Annotated in this window: 17 protein-coding genes and 1 pseudogene; 8 read left to right on the top strand and 10 right to left on the bottom strand. The window is 74.7% G+C overall.

What is annotated here, in order from left to right; translation table 11 throughout:
* Positions 1-122 precede the first annotated feature (122 nt).
* From ABZW10_RS34220 to ABZW10_RS34210, 3 genes are all read left to right on the top strand, one after another.
* Positions 123-995, top strand: coding sequence for a sugar ABC transporter permease (locus ABZW10_RS34220; protein ID WP_355374086.1), 873 nt, complete (start codon positions 123-125; stop codon positions 993-995).
* A complete protein-coding gene (locus tag ABZW10_RS34215; RefSeq protein ID WP_355374084.1) occupies positions 992-1,840 on the top strand; it encodes a carbohydrate ABC transporter permease in 849 nt (282 codons plus the stop codon). The genes ABZW10_RS34220 and ABZW10_RS34215 overlap by 4 nt, the downstream gene beginning before the upstream one ends.
* A 76-nt stretch (positions 1,841-1,916) precedes the next feature.
* Positions 1,917-2,492 carry an aminoglycoside adenylyltransferase gene (locus ABZW10_RS34210; RefSeq protein ID WP_355374082.1) on the top strand — a complete coding sequence of 192 codons (576 nt, stop codon included), beginning with the start codon at positions 1,917-1,919 and terminating at the stop codon, positions 2,490-2,492.
* Here ABZW10_RS34210 and ABZW10_RS34205 read toward each other — a convergent pair.
* The 5 genes and pseudogenes from ABZW10_RS34205 to ABZW10_RS34185 form a co-directional block, all read right to left on the bottom strand.
* Positions 2,446-3,192, bottom strand: a complete 747-nt coding sequence (locus ABZW10_RS34205) for a VOC family protein (protein WP_355374079.1) — start codon at positions 3,190-3,192, stop codon at positions 2,446-2,448. The genes ABZW10_RS34210 and ABZW10_RS34205 overlap by 47 nt on opposite strands.
* 33 nt (positions 3,193-3,225) lie before the next feature.
* A pseudogene (locus ABZW10_RS34200) lies at positions 3,226-3,859 on the bottom strand (alpha-ketoglutarate-dependent dioxygenase AlkB).
* Positions 3,860-3,902: 43 nt separating this feature from the next.
* Positions 3,903-4,724, bottom strand: coding sequence for a YncE family protein (locus tag ABZW10_RS34195; RefSeq protein ID WP_355374077.1), 822 nt, complete (start codon positions 4,722-4,724; stop codon positions 3,903-3,905).
* Positions 4,725-4,968: 244 nt separating this feature from the next.
* Positions 4,969-6,489, bottom strand: a complete 1,521-nt coding sequence (locus ABZW10_RS34190; RefSeq protein ID WP_355374074.1) for an APC family permease — start codon at positions 6,487-6,489, stop codon at positions 4,969-4,971.
* Between the two features lie 140 nt (positions 6,490-6,629).
* A complete protein-coding gene (locus ABZW10_RS34185) occupies positions 6,630-8,249 on the bottom strand; it encodes an amidohydrolase (RefSeq protein WP_355374072.1) in 1,620 nt (539 codons plus the stop codon).
* Positions 8,250-8,486: 237 nt separating this feature from the next.
* Between ABZW10_RS34185 and ABZW10_RS34180 the strand changes: the two genes are divergently transcribed.
* From ABZW10_RS34180 to ABZW10_RS34160, 5 genes are all read left to right on the top strand, one after another.
* Positions 8,487-9,146, top strand: a complete 660-nt coding sequence (locus tag ABZW10_RS34180; protein ID WP_355374069.1) for a TetR/AcrR family transcriptional regulator C-terminal domain-containing protein — start codon at positions 8,487-8,489, stop codon at positions 9,144-9,146.
* 564 nt (positions 9,147-9,710) lie between these two features.
* Positions 9,711-10,094, top strand: coding sequence for a hypothetical protein (locus ABZW10_RS34175; protein ID WP_355374066.1), 384 nt, complete (start codon positions 9,711-9,713; stop codon positions 10,092-10,094).
* Entirely contained in the window at positions 10,091-11,182 is a 1,092-nt protein-coding gene (locus tag ABZW10_RS34170) for a hypothetical protein (protein WP_355374064.1), read from the top strand. The genes ABZW10_RS34175 and ABZW10_RS34170 overlap by 4 nt, the downstream gene beginning before the upstream one ends.
* A 34-nt stretch (positions 11,183-11,216) precedes the next feature.
* Positions 11,217-11,657: a roadblock/LC7 domain-containing protein gene (locus ABZW10_RS34165; protein WP_355374062.1), complete on the top strand. Its 441-nt coding sequence runs from the start codon at positions 11,217-11,219 to the stop codon at positions 11,655-11,657.
* Positions 11,658-11,791: 134 nt separating this feature from the next.
* On the top strand, positions 11,792-12,166 hold the full coding sequence (locus ABZW10_RS34160) for a hypothetical protein (RefSeq protein WP_355374060.1): 375 nt from the start codon (positions 11,792-11,794) through the stop codon (positions 12,164-12,166).
* Here the strand turns inward: ABZW10_RS34160 and ABZW10_RS34155 are convergent.
* From ABZW10_RS34155 to ABZW10_RS34135, 5 genes are all read right to left on the bottom strand, one after another.
* Entirely contained in the window at positions 12,135-12,602 is a 468-nt protein-coding gene (locus ABZW10_RS34155; protein ID WP_355374057.1) for a DUF6188 family protein, read from the bottom strand. The genes ABZW10_RS34160 and ABZW10_RS34155 overlap by 32 nt on opposite strands.
* Before the next feature lie 79 nt (positions 12,603-12,681).
* Entirely contained in the window at positions 12,682-13,791 is a 1,110-nt protein-coding gene (locus ABZW10_RS34150; protein ID WP_355374054.1) for an NUDIX hydrolase, read from the bottom strand.
* Between the two features lie 756 nt (positions 13,792-14,547).
* Positions 14,548-15,477 carry an SGNH/GDSL hydrolase family protein gene (locus ABZW10_RS34145; RefSeq protein ID WP_355374052.1) on the bottom strand — a complete coding sequence of 310 codons (930 nt, stop codon included), beginning with the start codon at positions 15,475-15,477 and terminating at the stop codon, positions 14,548-14,550.
* 69 nt (positions 15,478-15,546) lie between these two features.
* Positions 15,547-16,695, bottom strand: a complete 1,149-nt coding sequence (locus ABZW10_RS34140) for a glycosyltransferase (protein ID WP_355374050.1) — start codon at positions 16,693-16,695, stop codon at positions 15,547-15,549.
* Positions 16,692-17,957 (bottom strand): glycosyltransferase family 1 protein, encoded by a 1,266-nt coding sequence (locus ABZW10_RS34135; protein ID WP_355374047.1) that lies wholly within the window; start codon positions 17,955-17,957, stop codon positions 16,692-16,694. Before ABZW10_RS34135 ends, ABZW10_RS34140 begins: the two co-directional genes overlap by 4 nt.
* Between the last annotated feature and the right edge of the window lie 17 nt (positions 17,958-17,974).

Raw genomic sequence — 17,974 nt, 5'->3', positions numbered from 1 at the left:
CGAGCGGCATGATCCGCAGTGCGGGTGCCTCGACGACCTGGGCGCCGTACCGGGCGAGCAGAGCGGTCAGCTCGTCGCGGCGGCGGACGGCGGTCTCCCCGCGCGGCCGACGCCGACCCCCGCTGCTGCTCCTGCTGCCGGCCGCGGTCATCATGATCCCGCTGGTGGCCTACCCGATCTACCAGCTCGGCCTGCTGTCCGTGCTGGACTTCGGGCAGGCGCAGGCCTCCGGCGGCGTGCCGACCAGCTTCGTCGGCTTCGGTAACTACCAGAAGATCCTGAGCGACGGGCAGTTCTGGTCGGTGCTGACCCAGACGATCGGCTTCGCCGCGTTCTGCGTGGTCGCCACCCTGGCCGTCGGCGCCACCCTCGCGGTGCTGCTGACCAAGGTGGGCCGGGTGCCCCGGCTGGTGCTGACCACCGCCGCGATGGCGGCCTGGGCGGCGCCGGCGATGACCGGCTCGACGGTGTGGAGCTTCCTGTTCGACACCAACCTCGGCCTGGTCAACAAGACCCTGGTGAGCATCGGACTGAACGGCTTCCACGAGTACAACTGGTTCTACGACAAGTGGACGGCGTTCCTGATCGTCGGCGCCGTCGTCGTCTGGCACTCGTTCCCGTTCGTCATGGTGACGCTGTACGCGGGCATCAAGGCGATCCCGGCCGAGGTCCTGGAGGCGGCGGCGCTGGACGGCGCCGGCTCCTGGAGCACCTTCCGCCGGATCACCGCCCCGATGCTCCGGCCGATCCTGACCATCGTGGTGATCCAGTCGGTCATCTGGGACTTCAAGGTCTTCACCCAGATCTACGTGATGACCGAGGGCGGCGGCATCGCCGGCCAGAACCTGGTGCTCAACGTCTACGCCTACCAGAAGGCCTTCGCCTCCTCCCAGTACGGGCTCGGCGCGGCCATCGGCGTGATCATGCTGCTGATCCTGGTGATCCCCACCGTCCTCTACATCCGCTCGCTGCGCAGGACGGGGAACGAACTGTGAACGCCCGTAGCCGCTGGCGCCTGGGCGCCAACACCACCGCCCTCCTGGTGGCCGTCGTCACCGCCTTCCCGATCTTCTGGATGGTGCTCTCGGCCTTCAAGCCGAAGGGCGAGGTGCAGTCGCTGAACCCCCGTCCGTGGACGGCGCACCCGACGCTGGAGAGCTTCCGCCAGGTGCTCAGCGTGTCCGGATTCGGCCGGTACTTCGTCAACAGCCTGGTGATCGCGCTGTCGGTGGTGGCGCTCTCCGCCGTGGTGGTCTTCCTCGCGGCGGTCGCGGTGACCAGGTTCAAGTTCCGCTTCCGCACCACCATCATGGTGATGTTCCTGATCGCCCAGATGATCCCGGTCGAGGCGCTGACCATCCCGCTGTTCTTCATGTTCCGCGACGCGGGCCAGTACGCGCCGGGCATCGGGCTCAACACCCTGGCCTCGCTGATCCTGGTGCAGCTGGCGTTCTCGCTGCCGTTCGGGATCTGGATGATGCGGGGCTTCGTCGCCGCCGTACCGGTGTCGATCGAGGAGGCCGCGCAGATCGACGGCGCGAGCCGGACCCGCATCCTGTGGACGATCCTGCTGCCGCTGGTCGCCCCCGGGCTGGCCGCGACCAGCGTGTTCTCCTTCATCGCGGCGTGGAACGACTTCGTCTTCGCCAAGACCTTCATCATCAGCGCGACCGAGAACCAGACCCTCCCCTCGGCCCTGCTGGTGTTCTTCAAACCGGACGAGAACGACTGGGGCGGCATCATGGCGGCCTCCACGCTGATGACCGTGCCGGTCCTGATCTTCTTCATCGCGGTGCAGCGCAAGCTGGTCTCCGGGCTGGCGGGCGCCGTCAAGGACTGAGACCCGGGCCTTGACGAAACCCCCGCGACGAGAAGCTGCGACGGGTATAGCGTCCGGTGCCGTGGAGGTGGGGTCCATGGACCGGGAGCGAGCCGACGGGCAACTCGCGCAGATCGCCGAGACGGTGGGCCTCGCCCACCGTCTCGGCACACGTGTGTGGCTGCGGGGCGGCTGGGCGATGGACTTCTTCCTCGGCGAGCAGACCCGCGACCACGAGGACGTCGACTGGTTCGTCCCGGCCGCCGACGCCGCCGCGCTCGCCGCCGGGCTGGACGCCCTCGGCTACCGCCCGCTGGCGGGCAGCCCGCCGGAGCAGCAGTTCGACGTCGTCAGGGACGGTCTGGAGTCCGGCTTCGCACTGGTCGACCTCGCGCCGGACGGCCGGGTGCTGGTGGCCGGCGGGCCCTGGGCGGGGACGGCCTGGCCGGCCGGGCTGCTGGACGGGCAGCCGGGGCGGCTCGGCGCTCTGGTCTGTCCGATCGTCGCACCGGCGGCGCAGATCGAGATCAAGCGGATGATGCCGGTCTGGGACCCGCGCCGTCCGCGCCGGGCGAAGGACGCCGAGGACGTCGCCCGGCTGCGGCAGGGGCTCACGCGGCAGGGGCTCACGCGGCCAGGGACTCCTCCGCCGACGGGAGGCCGATCAGGGTGAAGGCGGCGCCGGCGTCGTCGCGGACCACGGCGCGGCGGCCGTAGGGGGTGGGTTCGGGGGCGGTCAGGACGGTTCCGCCCAGGTCGCGGACCTGGTCGACCGCGAGGTCGGTGTCGGCGGTGCCGAAGTGGACCGACCAGCCGCTGTCGGGACGCCGGGCGATCGCGCCGGCCGGCAGGCCGTCGACCCGGAACAGGGTGGCGCCCTCGCTCTCGCGGCCGTACTCGTAGCCGAAGACCCGCCGGTAGAAGGCCCGGGCGCGGTCCGGGTCGGGGGAGTGCTGTTCGCTCCAGCTGAACGCGGCGGGCTCGTCGACCAGGCCGGCGCCCTGCCAGAGCAGTCCCTGCCGCAGGCCGAACACCGCTCCGGCAGGGTCGGCCGCGAGCGCGGCCCAGCCCTGTTCGGGCGGCACCTCGTACGGCTCCCGCAGCACGCGCCCGCCCGCCGCCCGGACCGCCTCGGCCGTCCGGGCGGCGTCGGCCACCGCCAGGTACGTCGTCCAGGACTGCGCGGTGCCCGGCGGCCGGGCGGTGAGGCCGGCGACCTGGGCGCCGCGCAGGGTGGCGACGCTCCAGCCGGGCAGCTCGACGAACTCCCAGCCGAACAGCCCGCCGTAGAAGCGCCGGGCCCGGTCGAGGTCCACCGCGCCCAGCTCGACCCAGCAGGGGACGCCCTCGTGGTACCTGCCGGCCTTCGGCATGCCGCGGCCTCCCGGGTCGGTGCGCCGACGGCCTCAGAAGACGCCGCGCGGCCGGAACTGGATGCTGATCCGGGGGCCCGCCGGGCGGGCCGTCTTGGGCACCGCGTGCTCCCAGGTGCGCTGGCAGGAGCCGCCCATCACCAGCAGGTCCCCGTGCCCGAGCCGGTGCCGCAGCACCGGGCCGCCGCCCCGGGGACGCAGCAGCAGCGGCCGGGGCTCGCCGACGGACAGGATCGCCACCATGGTGTCCTGGCGTGCGCCGCGCCCGGTGCCAGGCCACGCTGTCCCGGCCGTCCCGGTAGTAGCAGAGGCCGAGGGTGCGGAACGGCTCGCCCAGTTCCCGCGCGTAGTGCGCGCCGAGCGCCGCGCGGGCCTCGCCGAGCACCGGGTGCGGCGGCGCGTCCCGTTCGCCGTAGGAGGCGAGCAGCCGGGGGACGTCCACGGTGCGCTCGTACATCTCGCGCCGTTCGGCCCGCCAGGGCACCTCGGCGGCCAGCTGTTCGAACAGCCGGTCGGCCCCGTGCAGCCAGCCGGGCAACAGGTCCACCCAGGCACCCGAACCCAGCACCTCCCGGCGCACACCGGTCAGCGGCCCCAGGACGGGCCCGGCCGGGCCGGGGTCGTCGAACAGGGACGGCTGGAGGTGGACGGCGGCGGTGGTGCGCATGGCTCCAGCCTACGCCGAGAATCGAACACGCATACGAATGCGATCAGAGGGGGACGACCGTCAGCGTCCGCTCGAAGAAGTTGGTGACGTAGAGGCGGCTGCCGTCCGGGCTGACGGCGACGCCCCGCGGGCCGCCGGACACGGCGATGGTGCGGGTGACGGTGTTGCTGCCGAGGTCGATCACGGAGACCGTGTCGAACGGGAAGTGGGCCACGTACAGCCGCTCGTCGTGCACGTCGCCGGCGAGCCCGTACGGTCCCCGGTCCACCGTGATCACCGCGAGCGGCTCGGCCGGCTTGGGCCCGTCGACCTCGATGACCTCGGTCGCGTCGTACACCGACACCGTGTTGGCGAAGTGGTTGCTGGCGTAGAAGCGGTTGCCGTCCGCGCTCGCCGCCAGGCCGACCGGGAAGTCGATGCCGGTCAGGGTGCCGTGGCTCTTGGTGAGCAGGTCGGAGATCATCACCTGGTTGTCGATGGCGTTGGCGATCAGTAACTGCTCGGGGTGGACGGTGACGGCCAGACCGTACGGCCGGGCACCCATGCCGGTGCTGATGGTCTCCTTGCCGGTGGCGGCGTCGAAGACCTTGACGAAGGTGGAGGAGTTCTCGGCGACGTACACGTGGTCGCCGGCCGGGTCCACGGCCACCCCGTACGGGCCGACGGCGGCCGGGAAGGTCAGGGCGACGGTGTTCGCCGGGGTGTCGACGGCGGTGACCGTCCCGTCGAGGAAGTTGGTGACGTAGACCCGCCGGCCGTCGCGGCTCGCGGCCACGCTGTGCGGGCCCGTGCCCACGGGAATCGTCTCGAAGGTCTGGGGGCCGGCCCGGTCCGGGCCGGTCGTCGGAGTGGTGGAGAGTGACATGGTCCGCTCTTCCCTGTGTCGGGTCCTCCGCCGGCCTTCGACCGGGTGCGGCGCCGGGTGCCGCCGCAGGCGGCCGGGAAGCGTCCGGGGGCGCCGACCATCGCGTCCGCACCCCTGGACGAGGGGCGCGCGGGAGGCCGCCGCACTTCGATCGTACGCCGACCGGGTGCCCGGTCCACCGGGCACCCGGTCGGTGCGGGAGCGGCTCCGGCGCGGTGCCGAAGCGGGCTTCCCGGCGGGTTTCTCAGTGCGGATCCGGCTCGCCGTCCACGTCCGCGGTGCCGAGCCGGGCGTACACCTCCGGGCGGCGCGAGCGCAGCCGCAGGGCGAGCGCCACGCCGGCCAGGAACACCACCGGAACCACCGACACCAGCGGACAGTTGACCTCCGGTCCGGCCGCCGTGAACAGGTCGAGGCGCCAGACCACCAGCGCGGTCGCACCGCACAGCAGCGCCGTGGAGAGCAGCGGCGCGACCGCCGTGCGCAGCCGGCCCGCGCTCGCCGCGGCCGCCCGTTCGCGCCGGAAGAACGCGTACACGGCCAGCCCGGCCAGCGCCTGGAGCAGCAGGATGCCCACCACGCCGGGGGAGTTCACCCAGAGGAAGAACTGGTTGTACGGGTCGGCGCCGATCAGCGCGGCCACCACGACGGCGCCCGCCGCGAGCAGGCTCTGGGCGATCCCGCCGATCCACGGCGAGCGGTGCCGGGGGTGGATCCGCCCGAGCGCGGCCGGTGCGGCGCCCTCGGAGGCCAGCGCGTGGCCGTAGCGGGTGATGGTGTTGTGGAAGGCGAGCAGCGCGGCCAGCAGGCTGGTGACGATGAGGACGCGCTGCAGGTCCGTCGCCCAGCCGCCGACGTACTCGGTCATCGCGGTGAAGAACATCCCGGCCGGGTCGTCGGTCGCGGCGGCCACCGCCCCGGCGTCGCCGAAGGCCTGCACGATCGTCCAGGTGATGAAGGTGTAGAACAGCCCGAGGAAGGCGATCGCGGCGTAGGTGGCCCGGGGCACGGTGCGGTGCGGGGTGCGGGCCTCCTCGCGGTAGATCGCGGTGGCCTCGAAGCCCACGAACGCGGCGAAGGACAGGCCGAGCACGCCGCCCATGCCGCCGGTGGTCACGTTCCCGGGGGAGAACGAGGCGAGCGAGAGGCCGTGCGCCCCGCCCCTGGCCAGGATCGCGACGGCGAGCACCAGCAGGATGCCGGTCTCGGCGATCAGCAGCGCGCCGAGCACCTTGGCGCCGAGGTTTATCGAGCGGTAGCCGAGGAACCAGACCGCCGCGACCCCGAGCAGCGACCAGAGCGGCCAGGGCAGGTCCAGGCCGAGCAGGTCCCCCGCGGTCTCCTTGGCGAAGTAGCCGAAGGCGCCGAACATCCCGATCTGGATCGCGTTGTACGACAGCACCGCGAGCAGCGCGGCGCCGAGCCCGGCGGGGCGGCCGAGGCCGCGGGTGATGTAGGCGTAGAAGGCGCCGCCGTTGCGCACGTGAGCCGCCATGGTGGTGAAGCCGACGGCGAACAGGGCGAGGACGAGGCCGGTGGCCAGGTAGGCGGCCGGGGCGCCGATGCCGCCGAAGGCGATGGCGAAGGGTGCGACCCCGGCCATCACGGTGAGCGGGGCGGCGGCGGCCACGACGAAGAAGACGATGTCGCCGGTGCCGAGGACACCGCGTTCCAGCCCGGGCGCCGGGGCCGGGGCAGGGGCAGGGGTCGAGGACGGGGCCGGGGGTGCGGCCGCGGGTGCGGCCGTCTCGGAGGGCAGGTGCATGGGGGAGCTCTCCTGGGGTCGTGCGGTCGAGGGTAGGGCAGACCGTCCGGTGGGGGGCGCGGACGGCTTCGGCGTACGCCCGGCATGCGCCTTTGACGCGCCCGGTGCGCGCGCCGTCGATCGGGTCGGGGCGCGGGCGCTCAGTGGGTGCGACGGCCGCCCAGCCAGGTGCCGAGGACGGCGACCCCGGCCAGCTCGCCCGCCGGGACGGCGTACGGGTCGGCGGCCAGGTGCACCAGGTCCGCCCGCAGGCCGACCCGCAGCACCCCCCAGGCGTCCTCCTCGAACGCCTGGTGCGCCACACCGGCGGAGTAGGCGGCGAGCGCCTCGGCCAGGCCGATCCGCTCCTGCGGCAGCCAGCCGCCCTCCGGCAGGCCCTCGGGCGTCTGCCGGGTGACGGCAGTGGCCAGCCCGGCCAGCGGCTCGTAGCGGGTGACCGGCCAGTCGCTGCCGAACGAGACCCGTGCGCCGTCGCGCAGCAGGGCGGCGATCCGGTACTGTCGGGCGCCGCGCTCGGGGCCGATCCGGGGCAGCGTCAGCTCGGTCATCAGCGGGTCGGGCTGCGCCCAGAGCGGCTCGAAGTTGGCGATCACGCCGAGTTCGGCGAAGCGCGGCAGGTCGGCCGGGTCGACCAGCTGGACGTGCGCGATCACCGGGCGGCGGTCGCGGGGCCCGTTGCGGCGCGCGGCGGCCTCGATCGCGTCCAGGGCGATCCGCACGCCGCGGTCGCCGATGGCGTGGATGTGCGGCTGGAAGCCGAGCGCGTCGACGGCGGTGACGGCGTCGGCGAGCTCCTCGGCGGTCCAGTTGGCGGCGCCGTGCGAGTGCGGGCAGTCGGTGTAGGGCTCCAGCAGCGCGGCGGTGCCGGACTCCAGGACGCCGTCGGCGAAGAACTTGACGGCCCGCGCGGTGAGCCGGCCGCGCCCGGCGGCGTCGACCCGCTCGCGGTCGGCGGCGAGCCCCGGCAGCCGCTCGCGCCAGCCGTCCGGCTCCAGCAGCAGCGCGAGGTCGGCCCGCACGGCGAGGGCCTCGTCGTCCCGGCCGGCGACGGCGGCGATCCAGGTGTCGACCTGGGCCGGTTCGACCCAGGCGTCCTGGACCCAGGTGATCCCGGCGGAGGCGAGCATGCGGGCCGTTCCGCGCAGCGCGTCGACCTGCTCGGCGAGGTCGGGCAGCGGCACCAGGGCGAGCACGGGGTTGAGCGCGCCGAACTCGCGCAGGGTGCCGAGCGGGCTGCCGTCGGCGCGGCGGACGATCTCGCCGTGGGCCGGCTCGGGCGTGTCGGCGGTGTACCCGGCCCGGCGCAGCGCCTCGCTGTTGGCCCAGCCGGTGTGGTGGTCCATGGTGCGCAGCAGCACCGGCCGGTCGGGCACGACCGCGTCGAGCAGTGCCGCGTCGAACAGTCCGCCCTCGGCGAGCCACGGGTCGAAGGCGTCGCCGGTGATCCATTCGGCCTCGGGGTGCTGCTCGGCCCAGACGCGGACCGCCTCGACGACCTCCGCCAGGTCGGCGCAGTCCCGGACCGGGACGCCGCGCAGGCCGAGCCCGCCGAGCAGCGGGTGGACGTGGCCGTCGCCCCAGGACGGCAGCAGGGCGCCGCCGGCCAGGTCGACGGTCTCGGTTCGCGCGTCGCGCAGGGCGTGCGCCGCGGCGCCGAGGGCGGTGATCCGCCCGGCGGTGACGGCGAGGGCGTCGGTGACGGGGTGGGCCGGGTCGCCGGTGTAGATCCGGCCCCCGGTGAAGATCGTGTCGGCGCGCATGCGGGTGCGTCCTCTCCCGGTGCGGTCTGGTGTGACCTGGTTAACTGAATGGGATTCGGTAACCGTAGGTGCGATCGGCCGGAACGCGGAAGACTTTTATTGAAAGCCATTCGATTACGTTTTCATCACGATGATCTTGCGCGATGATCGTAGGGCCGTGCCGCCGAGCCGCGCCGCGCGGCGACACCGCCATCGTCATCGCCGACGAGCCGACGAGCCGACAAGGACGGAAACCCCATGGCCAGGCCGCGCACACCCCTGCTGGACCGTGAGCGCATCGTGCGGAGCGCGCTGCGGCTGGTCGACGAGGCCGGCGACCTCACCATCCCCGCCCTGGCGGGCGTGCTCAAGGTCAGCCCCTCGGCGCTCTACCACCACGTCACCGGGCGTGCCGAGATCGTCGCCCTGATGCGCGCCGAGCTCGTCCGGTCCATCGGCGAGCGGTCGCTCTGGGACCGGCCGTGGGACGAGGCGCTGGGCGGCTGGGCCCGCGCCTACCGCGAGGCCTTCGCCGAGCACCCCGGCATCATCCGGTTGCTGGCCACCGCGCCGCTCGCCGAACCGTTCATGCATGAGTTGTACGAGCGGGCCGTGGGCACCCTGGAGGCCGCCGGCTTCGCGCCGGAGGACGTGATGGGCATGATCACCGCGCTGGAGAGCTTCATCCTCGGCTCGGCGCTGGACCTCGTCGCGCCCGCCGTCATGGTCGATGCCGTCGACCGGGTCGCCACCCCGCGGCTGGCCGACGCGCTGGCCGCCGTCCCGGCCGGGCGCCGCCGTGCCGACCAGGCCTTCGAGGTCGGGCTCGCGGCGCTGATCGCCGGCTACCGGACGCTGCTGGCCGCCGGTCGCGGGCGGGGCGGGGGCGCCGGGGATCCGATTTCTGACCAGGCGTGATGGCCTGCTACTGTTCTTCTCGTCGGAAGGGAACGATCTTCGCGGAGCGGGGATCGGGACCGGATCGACCAGGCGTCAGTGGTGCTACCAGAGCACGTCCTACTTTCAGTAGGGAGAGTCCGTGCAACCCGGGCCTGGCGCTCCATCGGAAGCGGTCGTTCCCCTGTGGGGGACGGCCGCTTCGTCGTTTTGTCGCTTCTCCGGGACGTGCCGGTTCGGGGCGCACCGGTTCGGGGCGCACCGGTTCTATCGCAAACCCGGCCCCGAAACCCATGGGAGCGGCCGACAATCGGCCAAGGTGGCGCCCCAGGTGGATCATTCGTTCGTGTCACGCGCGGGTGTGCGGTCAGCGGTGATTCCGTCCGGGCGCAGCTGACGGAGCGTCAAAGGATGGCCGAAAACGCGCTGCTGTGATGTGACTATGCCATTGGAACGTTCCCTGCATGGATTCCATCAGTAGCCTTCCGTGTCGAGCCCGCCACGGGTCGTGGCAGTCCGGCCGGCGTCCGGCGGTCATGCCCCGCCGCGCCGCTTCCTCCCCGAACCCCCTCCGAAGGAGCCCGAGTGCCGGGTATCGACGAGTGCCTGTCCCGGGCGATGGCGATCGCCGGGGCCCGCGCCGCCAGTCTGATCGACTGGAGCAGCGGGCTCGCCCTGGGCAGTGTCGGAGTCAGTCCGACCGGCGACCACGACACCACGGCCGCAGAGGCAACCGACCTGGTACGGGCGGCCGTTGAGGCCGCGACCTTCACCGCGGGGGAGGAGCGCGCGGCGCCGATGCAGGACATCATCCTGACCGCCGGCCGCAGTTACCACCTGCTCTGCTTCATCGACACCGTCTTCGACAGCCGGCTCGTGCTGCACCTCTGGCTCGACCGTGCCGAGGGAAACCTCGCCGTCGCCCGGTTCCGGCTGCAGTCGATCGCCGAGGAACTGGTGCTCGGATGACGGACTCCGGTGCGAATCCCGTCGCGGGGGGCCAGGGGGATCCGGGAGCCGAGGGAGCTCCGGGAGTCCGGGGTGCCGTCGGGTTCCGGCCACCGGACGGGGCCCTCGTCCGCCCCGTCACCGGTGCCGGTGCCGGCTGGACGCCCGGGGCGGCCGTCGAACGGCTCGCCGGGGAACGCGCCACCGGCGCCCTGCGCGGCCCCGCCGGCACCGTCTACCTCGTCGACGGCCTGGTCGCCCACGCCGAATCCGACCGGGCCCCCGACCTCGCCACCCTGCTCACCGCCTGCGGGCGGCTCACCCGTGAGACCTGGCAGGAGGCGGTCCACCGGTTCGGCCCGCACGCCCGGGTCGGCGAGGGCCTGGTCGAACAGGGCCGGCTGACCCGGGGCGAGCTCGAACTCTGCCACCTCGGCGCGCTCTACGACGCCGCCTGCTTCCTGTTCGACGCGCCTGACCCGTCCGGCGTGCTCGGCGTTCCCAACGGGCGTCCCGTTCCGGCCTGTTGGACCTTCACGCCCGGCGTGCGGCACTGGCTCGGCCCGGTGACCTCGGTCGGCGCCCACCGGCTGCGCCGGGAGGCCGCCCGACGGCAGCACCTGCTGGACCGGATCTGGCCCTCGGCGCAGTTCGACACCGCGCCGCTGTGCCGGGCCGCCCCGACGGCCGCCCCGGCCCCCGCGCGCCACGCCCGCCGGCTGCGCCCGCCGACCCGCTGTCAGCGCGAGCTGCTCGACCACGCGGACGGCCGGAGAACCCCGGCGGAGCTGGCCCGACTGCTCGGCCGCTCCGCGTTCGCGACGACGGCGGACGTGCGGCGGCTCGCCGCCGCCGGTCTGCTGGCCGGTCCCGACACCGGGCCTGCGACGGCCGGTACGGCGCACGGTACGGCTGACGGGGGACCGGTGCCGCAGGCCCCCGGCGGGCTGCACCGGCGGGTGCCCGGCGCGGCGCTCGCCGCCCTCACCGGCGAGCCGCGCGGGCCGGACCCCACCGTCCCGCCGGACCCCGCCGTCCCGCCCACTGACACCGACCCGGACATCGCCCTGCTGATCCGGGTCCGAACCCTTCTGGAGGCCCGACTTTGAACCACGCTCCGCCCGCGACCCCGGCCTCACGGTCATGAGGCGGGCGCTCAAGCAGCGTGTCGGAAGGAGACAACTGATCGCCTTGGAGACCGATCTGCTCGCCGAACTCCGCGCCCTCAGGCAACGGGTGCCGCATCTCGCGGGCGGCCTGGTCGCCAGCGTGGACGGCCTGCTGATCGCCCACGACACCCACGGGGCCGAGCCCTCGGGCCTGGCGGCGATGACCGCCACCTCGCTCGGCCTGGCGCAGCGGCTCGCCGACAGCACCGGCCAGGGCGAGTTCCGGGAGTCGCTGGTCCGCGGCGAACACGGCTACGTCGCCACCTACGCGGCCGGCGGCAGCTGCGTGCTCACCCTGCTCGCCCACCCGGACGCGAACATCGGGCGCCTGCACCTGGAGGCCCGCCGCTCCGCCCAGCGCATCGCCGCACTCCTCAACGACGCGTTGCAGCCCAAGGAGACCCGGGAGCTCTGACGGGCCGGCTCGTCCCACCTGTGACCGCACGGCCTGTCCACCGAACGACCGAACGACCGATCCACTGACTCACCGACTCACCGACTCACCGACTCACCGACTCACCGACTCACCGACGAACGGGAGATACCACCATGACCGACGCCGCAGGCGCGCTGAAGCAGGCCATGACCGTGATCGAGGGCGCGATCGGCGCGGCCCTGGTCGACTACAACAGCGGCATGGCGCTGGCCACCCTCGACGGCCCCGGCGGCCTCGACCTCAACGTGGCCGCCGCCGGGAACACCGACGTGGTCCGGGCCAAGATGCGCACCATGGACATGCTGGGCCTCACCGACGGGATCGAGGACATCCTCATCACCCTCAGCAGCCAGTACCACCTGATCCGCCCGCTCACCAGCCGCAGCGGCAAGGGCTTGTTCCTCTACCTGGCGCTGGACAAGAGCCGGGCCAACCTGGCGATGGCCCGCCACCAGCTCACCAGGATCGAGGCGGACCTGGAGGTCTGACCGGGGCCGGCTCCCCGGACCCGGCCACCTCGCCGCCGGGGAGTCCCGCCCAGACCGTGCCGTCGGGCGTGACCACCCGCCACGGCGCGAGCAGCGCGTGCGGCGGGACGGACAGCGTCCCGCTGTCCTCGTCCTTGCCCTCGTCGCCGCCCGCGAAGGTCAGCTCCAGCCCTCCGGCCGGGGTGACCAGGGCGGTGCCGACCGTCCGGCCGACCAGAGCGAGCAGTGGTCCGGTGGGCCGGAAGGTCAGCGCGGGATAGAAGATCGCGACCCCGGCGGGTCCGGTGAGCCGGAACTCCTGTGCCACCCGGACGACGACCGGCCCGTCGAGCACGAGGTCGAGCCGGTCGCCGCCGCGGACCGCCGTCACCCGGCGACCGGTCAGGACGGCGTCGAGGCCGTCCCCGGCGCGCGGAGCGTGTTGCGTGTTCTGCATGCGGCCAGTGTGGACCGGCGGGACGCCGCCTGTCCTGCCGCCTGTCCCGCCGGGTGCCCGGCCGCATGCCCGGCGCGGGTCAGTCGGCCGGGTGGCCGCCGACCAGTTCGGCCGGGCCGCCCGGCCGGTCCCGCGCCGCCAGCGCGGCCGCCGTCCGGGCCCAGGACGCCGGCGTCAGCAGCGCCCGCGCCTCCACCGGGTCGCAGAGCCGCCACTCGGCCAGCTCGTCCTCGGCCAGGGTGATCGACGCGAACCGCTCGTCCGCCACCGTGCCGCCGTCGAACAGGTACACCAGCACGGCGGTGTCGCGGACCGCCGCCGGGTCCGCGGCCCGGCCGGGCATCCAGTCCAGCGCCAGCAGCCGCCCCGGATCGCCGGACCAGCCCAGCTCCTCACGGATCTCGCGGCGGGCCGCCGCCCGGGGCAGTTCCCGGTCCGCCTCGACCCCGCCGCCCGGAAGCGTCCAGTACGGCACCTCGCCGCCCGGCAGGTCCCACGGCCGCTGCCGCACCAGCAGCACGCGGCCCGCCCGGTCCGTGAACACCGTGCGGGCCTTGGCCCGGATCCGCGGCCGGCTCGCGATGTACGCCTCCCGGTCCAGCAACGGCGGGGCGTCGGCGGGCGGCTCGGGCGCCGTTCCCTGGGGCGGCCAGTGCTCGGACAGTTCGGACAGCCCCGCCGCGCCCGTGTACGCGGGGGCCGGTCCCGGCGACAGGTGGTCGAGCGTGTGCCCGACCGGCAGACCGTCCTCCAGTTCCACCGGCCCGGCCGCGCGGGGCGCCCGCAGGCAGGCCGTCACCCGCCGGGAGAGCCGCGGCGGCAGTGCACGGCCCGCCTGCTCGGGCGTCAGCCACGCCCAGCCGCCCACCTCGGCGCGGTCCGGCGTGAACGCCGCCGCCTGTTCCGGTGTCAGCGGCTCGGACCAGTACAGGTGGGCGGCGATCGGAGGGCGGTGGTGGTCCAGGGTCCAGTCCAGGCAGGCCAACGGTCCGAGCCGCGGCGTGAAGCCCAGCTCCTCCTCGACCTCCCGCACTGCCGTGCGACGCGGCGAGACGTCCTGCGGATCCCACCCACCGCCCGGCACCGCCACCGGATGCCTGCGGTCGTACGGCAACCGCACCACCAGCACCCGCCCCCGCTCGTCCGGAAACAGCACCCCCGCCGCCGCCAACAACTCCCGCCCCGTCACCCGCACTCCCTCCGCCACGCCATCCGGACCCTGGAAGACACCCCACCCCACCCCACCGGTTCCCCACACCCGGCGGGCCGACTTCCCGCTCTGGCAACTCCCGCCGTGAGATCCGGATGCGGAGAAGCGATTCTCCCCATTGGTTCCCCGCCCCGCCGAGCACTACGTGGAGTGGGAAGTCGGCGGGTCCGACTTCCTGCCGCCGGCAGTTTCCGCCCTGCTGACTGTGCTTCCGCTGCGACGTCCGGATCTGGGAGGGACCTGACCCCACCTCGCCGGTTCCTTGCGCGGCCGAGCGTGGAAGTCGGCGGCTTCGATTTCCTGTTCCGGGAGTCGCTGGTTGGCGCCGCGCGGGGTGGGAAGCCGGCGGCTTCGACTTCCTGCGTCGGCGACTTCCGCCGTGAGATCCGGGTGTGGAGGAGATTCGATTTTCCGCATTGGTTCCTCGGCCCCGCTGAGTACTACGTGGAGTGGGGAGTCGGCGGGTCCGACTTCCTGTGCAGCTTGTTCGGGGGTAGCGCCATTGCTGCCGCCGGCAGTTTCCGCTCTGCTGACTGTGCTTCCGCTGCGACGTCCGGATCTGGGAGGGACCTGACCCCACCTCGCCGGTTCCTTGCGCGGCCGAGCGTGGAAGTCGGCGGCTTCGACTTCCTGTTCCGGAAGTCGCTGGTTGGCGCCGCACGGAGTGGGAAGTCGGCGGGTCCGACTTTCTGTTCCGCGGGCGGCCGGTGAGGGTGTTGGGAGGAGTTGGCGGGGTCAGTGGCGGGGGGTTGGGAGGGTGGCGAGGGCGGTGGTGGTGGCGTGGGCCATTCGGCGGTCGTGGTGGTCGGTGGTGCCGCGGAGGCGGGCGTAGCCCTCCACGGCGGCGAGGGCGACCAGGCCCGGCAGCAGGTCGGTGCTGCGGTCGGCGACCCAGCGGGTGCCCTTGGTGGCCATCCACCAGACGTCGGCCAGGGTGCCGGGCGGCGGCTCGGCCGGTTCCGGGGCGGGGGCCGGGCCGAGCGGGCGGCCGGCGGCGGTGAGCAGGTCGTGGAACCCGCGGGCGATCAGGTGGTGGCCCTCGGCGCTCGGGTGGAGGCGGTCGACGCTCAGCAGCCGGCGCTCCGCCGTCCAGGGCAGTTCGGCGATGTGCAGGTGGACGGCCCCGTGGCGGACGGCGAGCGCGTGCACCACGGTGTTCACCGCGCGCATCCGCCGGGCCAGCGGCCGGGCGAGCGGACGCGGCAGGCGCAGCAGGGCGCCCGGGTCGGGCAGGCAGGCGGTCAGCACCACGGCGCCGCTGTGTGTGAGCCGGCCGAGGACGGTGTCCAGGGCCAGGGTGGTGCGGCCGACGTCGAAGCCGGACCGCAGGGTGTCGTTGCCGCCGGCCACCACGGCGGCGAACTGCGGGCGCAGGGTGAGCGCCGCGGGCAGCTGCTCCGCCGTCAGGTCGGTGGTGAGCGCGCCGCTGCGCGCGAGGTTGGTGAACTCGACGCCGGGCTGCGGCGGGGCCAGGGACCGGGCGAGCAGGGCCGCCCAGCCGCGCCAGCCGTCGGCGATCGGGTCGCCGACGCCCTCGGTGAGCGAGTCGCCGAGGGCCACGAAGCGGACCGGCTCGCCGGTCCGCCTCCCGCCCCCGCGGGTCTCGCCGTGTGCGGCCCCCGGTACGGTGCCGCCTCCTCCGTCCACTGTGGTGATGGTGTTCATCGGACCTCCCACCCGTTCCCTGCTGTTCCGTTCCTCCCGTGCCGTCCGGCCGTGCGCGCGGACCCGCGCTCAGCGGGCGGTGACGGGTGCCGCGCCGTGGGCGGCGAGGAAGGCCGCCACGGCCACCGGCCAGCCGTACCGTTCGGCCTGGGCGCGCGCGGCGGCGCGCCGGGCCGGTTCGGGGCGCGCGAGGAGTTCGCGCACCGCCTCCGTGAACCCCGCGCCGGTCGGTTCGGCGGCGACGCCGGCCGTGCCGACCAGCTCGGGCAGGGCGGAGCCGCGGTGGACGGCGACCGGCGTGCCGCACGCGAGCGCCTCCAGCGCGGCGAGCCCGAAGGTCTCGACCGGCCCCGGCGCCAGCACCACGTCGGCGCAGCCGAGCAGGCGGGCGACGGCCGGGCGTCCCGCCAGGTGGCCGAGGAGGTGCACCGGCAGCCGCTCCCGCGCGGCCCGGGCGGCCAGCCGTGACCGCAGCGGGCCGGTGCCGGCCACCGCCAGCACCGCGTCGACCCCGGCGGACCGCAGCGCGGTCAGGGCGTCGAGGGCGAGTGCGGGGCGCTTCTCGGTGGAGAGCCGGGAGCAGAGCACCAGCAGCACCTGCCCGGGGGCCGCGTACCGGGCCCGCTCCGCCGCCCGGTCGTCGCGGGACGGCGGGCACAGCGCGGCGAGGTCCACGCCGAGCGGGGCGCGCGCGAGGTTCCGCACGCCCAGGCGGCGGAACTCGGCGGCGGCCCAGTCGGTCGTGCAGATCACCGTGTCGTACGACCGGGCGGTGCGGCCGTTGAGCCGGTCGGCCGCCGCGTCGGCGACCGGGCCGGGCGCGCCCCAGGTGCGGAGCACGCCGACGGCGCTCTCGTGCGACACCATCGCCGAGCGCACCCCGTGCCGCCGGGCCCAGGCGCCGGTCCAGCGCAGGGTGGTGCGGTCGGAGACCTCCAGCCGGTCGGGGGCCAGCCGTTCGAGTTCGGCCGCCACCGCCCGGCGGTCGGTGAGCAGCCGGTACCCGCCGCTGCCGGGGAGCACGGGGCCGGGCAGCGTGACGACCAGCCCCTGGTCGTCCTCCTCGACGGTGCGGCGCTCCCCGGGCACGACGAGCACCGGGGTGTGCCCGGCGGCCCGGTAGCCCGCGCCGAGGTGGCGCAGCGCGGTGCGCAGTCCGCCGGAGACGGGGGTCACGAAGTTCGCCACCCGGACGATCCGCAGCGGTGCGGCGGTCATGCGGGCAGTTCCTCCGTCAGCGGGGCGGTCGGCCGGCCGGGCCCGGACGCGGGAGCCGGAGCCTGCGACCCGGCGGGGGAGCCGCCCGAGGCGGGGGAAGCCGGGGAGGCCGCCACCCCGTGGTGCTCCGCGAGCACCTCGGCGTAGTGGCGCAGCAGCAGGTCCCCGACGGCCTCCCAGGTGCGGGCCGTCACCTCCGCCCGCCCGGCGCGCCCGTACCCGGCGCGCAGCTCCGCGTCCCCGGCCAGGGCGGTCACCGCCCGGGCCACCGCCGCGCCGTCGCGCGGCGGGACGAGCAGACCGGTGCGGTGGTGGGCGACCAGGTCGAGCGGGCCGCCGGCCGCCGGGCCGATCACCGCGACCCCGCTGGCCATCGCCTCCTGGATGGTCTGGCAGAACGTCTCCAGCGGCCCGGTGTGCACGAAGACGTCCAGGGTCGCGAAACATCGGGCCAGTTCCTCGCCGGTGCGCCGGCCGAGGAAGACGGCGCCGGGCATGGCGGCCTTCAGCCCGGGCGCGGACGGCCCGTCGCCGATGATCACCACCCGCACGCCGGGCAGCGTGGCGGTCTCGGCGAGCAGGTCGACCCGCTTCTCCGGCGCGAGCCGCCCGACGTAGCCGACCAGGACCTCGCCGCCGGGGGCGAGCGCCCGGTGCAGCGCCTCGTCGCGGTGGCGCGGGTGGAAGCGCACCGAGTCCACGCCGCGCGGCCACAGCTGGACCCGGGCGACCCCGTGCGCGGTGAGGTCCTGGGCGGCGGGGGTGGACGGCGCGAGCGTGCGGGCGGCGAGGCCGTGGACGGCGCGGATCCGGTGCCAGGCAGCCGCCTCGCCGAGCCCGCGCCCGGCCCGGTAGGCGTGCGCGTACCCGGCGAGGTCGGTCTGGTAGACGGCGACGACGGGCACGCCGAGCCGGGCGGCGACCTGCCCCCCGCGCGCGCCCAGCACGAACGGGCTGGCCAGGTGGACGAGGTCGGGCCGGTGGCCGCGGATCGCGGCGGCCAGTTGCCGGCTGGGCAGCGCGATCCGGACCTGCGGGTAGCCGGGCAGCGGGACGGAGGGGACGCGCACCACCGGCAGCTCGTCCGGCACGCCGCCGGCGCCGAAGGTGTGCGAGGGACTCTGCGCGCCGCGCGCGGGCGCCGGCGTGACGACGAGCGGCTGGTGTCCCCGGCGCAGCAGGTGCTCGGCGGTGCGCAGCACGCTGTGGGCGACGCCGTTGACCTCGGGGGGAAAGGATTCGGTGACGATGACGACACGCATGTCCGTGTTCTCTCCAC

Source organism: Kitasatospora sp. NPDC004723, assembly GCF_040609255.1.
Taxonomy (GTDB): domain Bacteria; phylum Actinomycetota; class Actinomycetes; order Streptomycetales; family Streptomycetaceae; genus Kitasatospora.
This window is presented reverse-complemented; position numbering and strand designations above follow the sequence as displayed.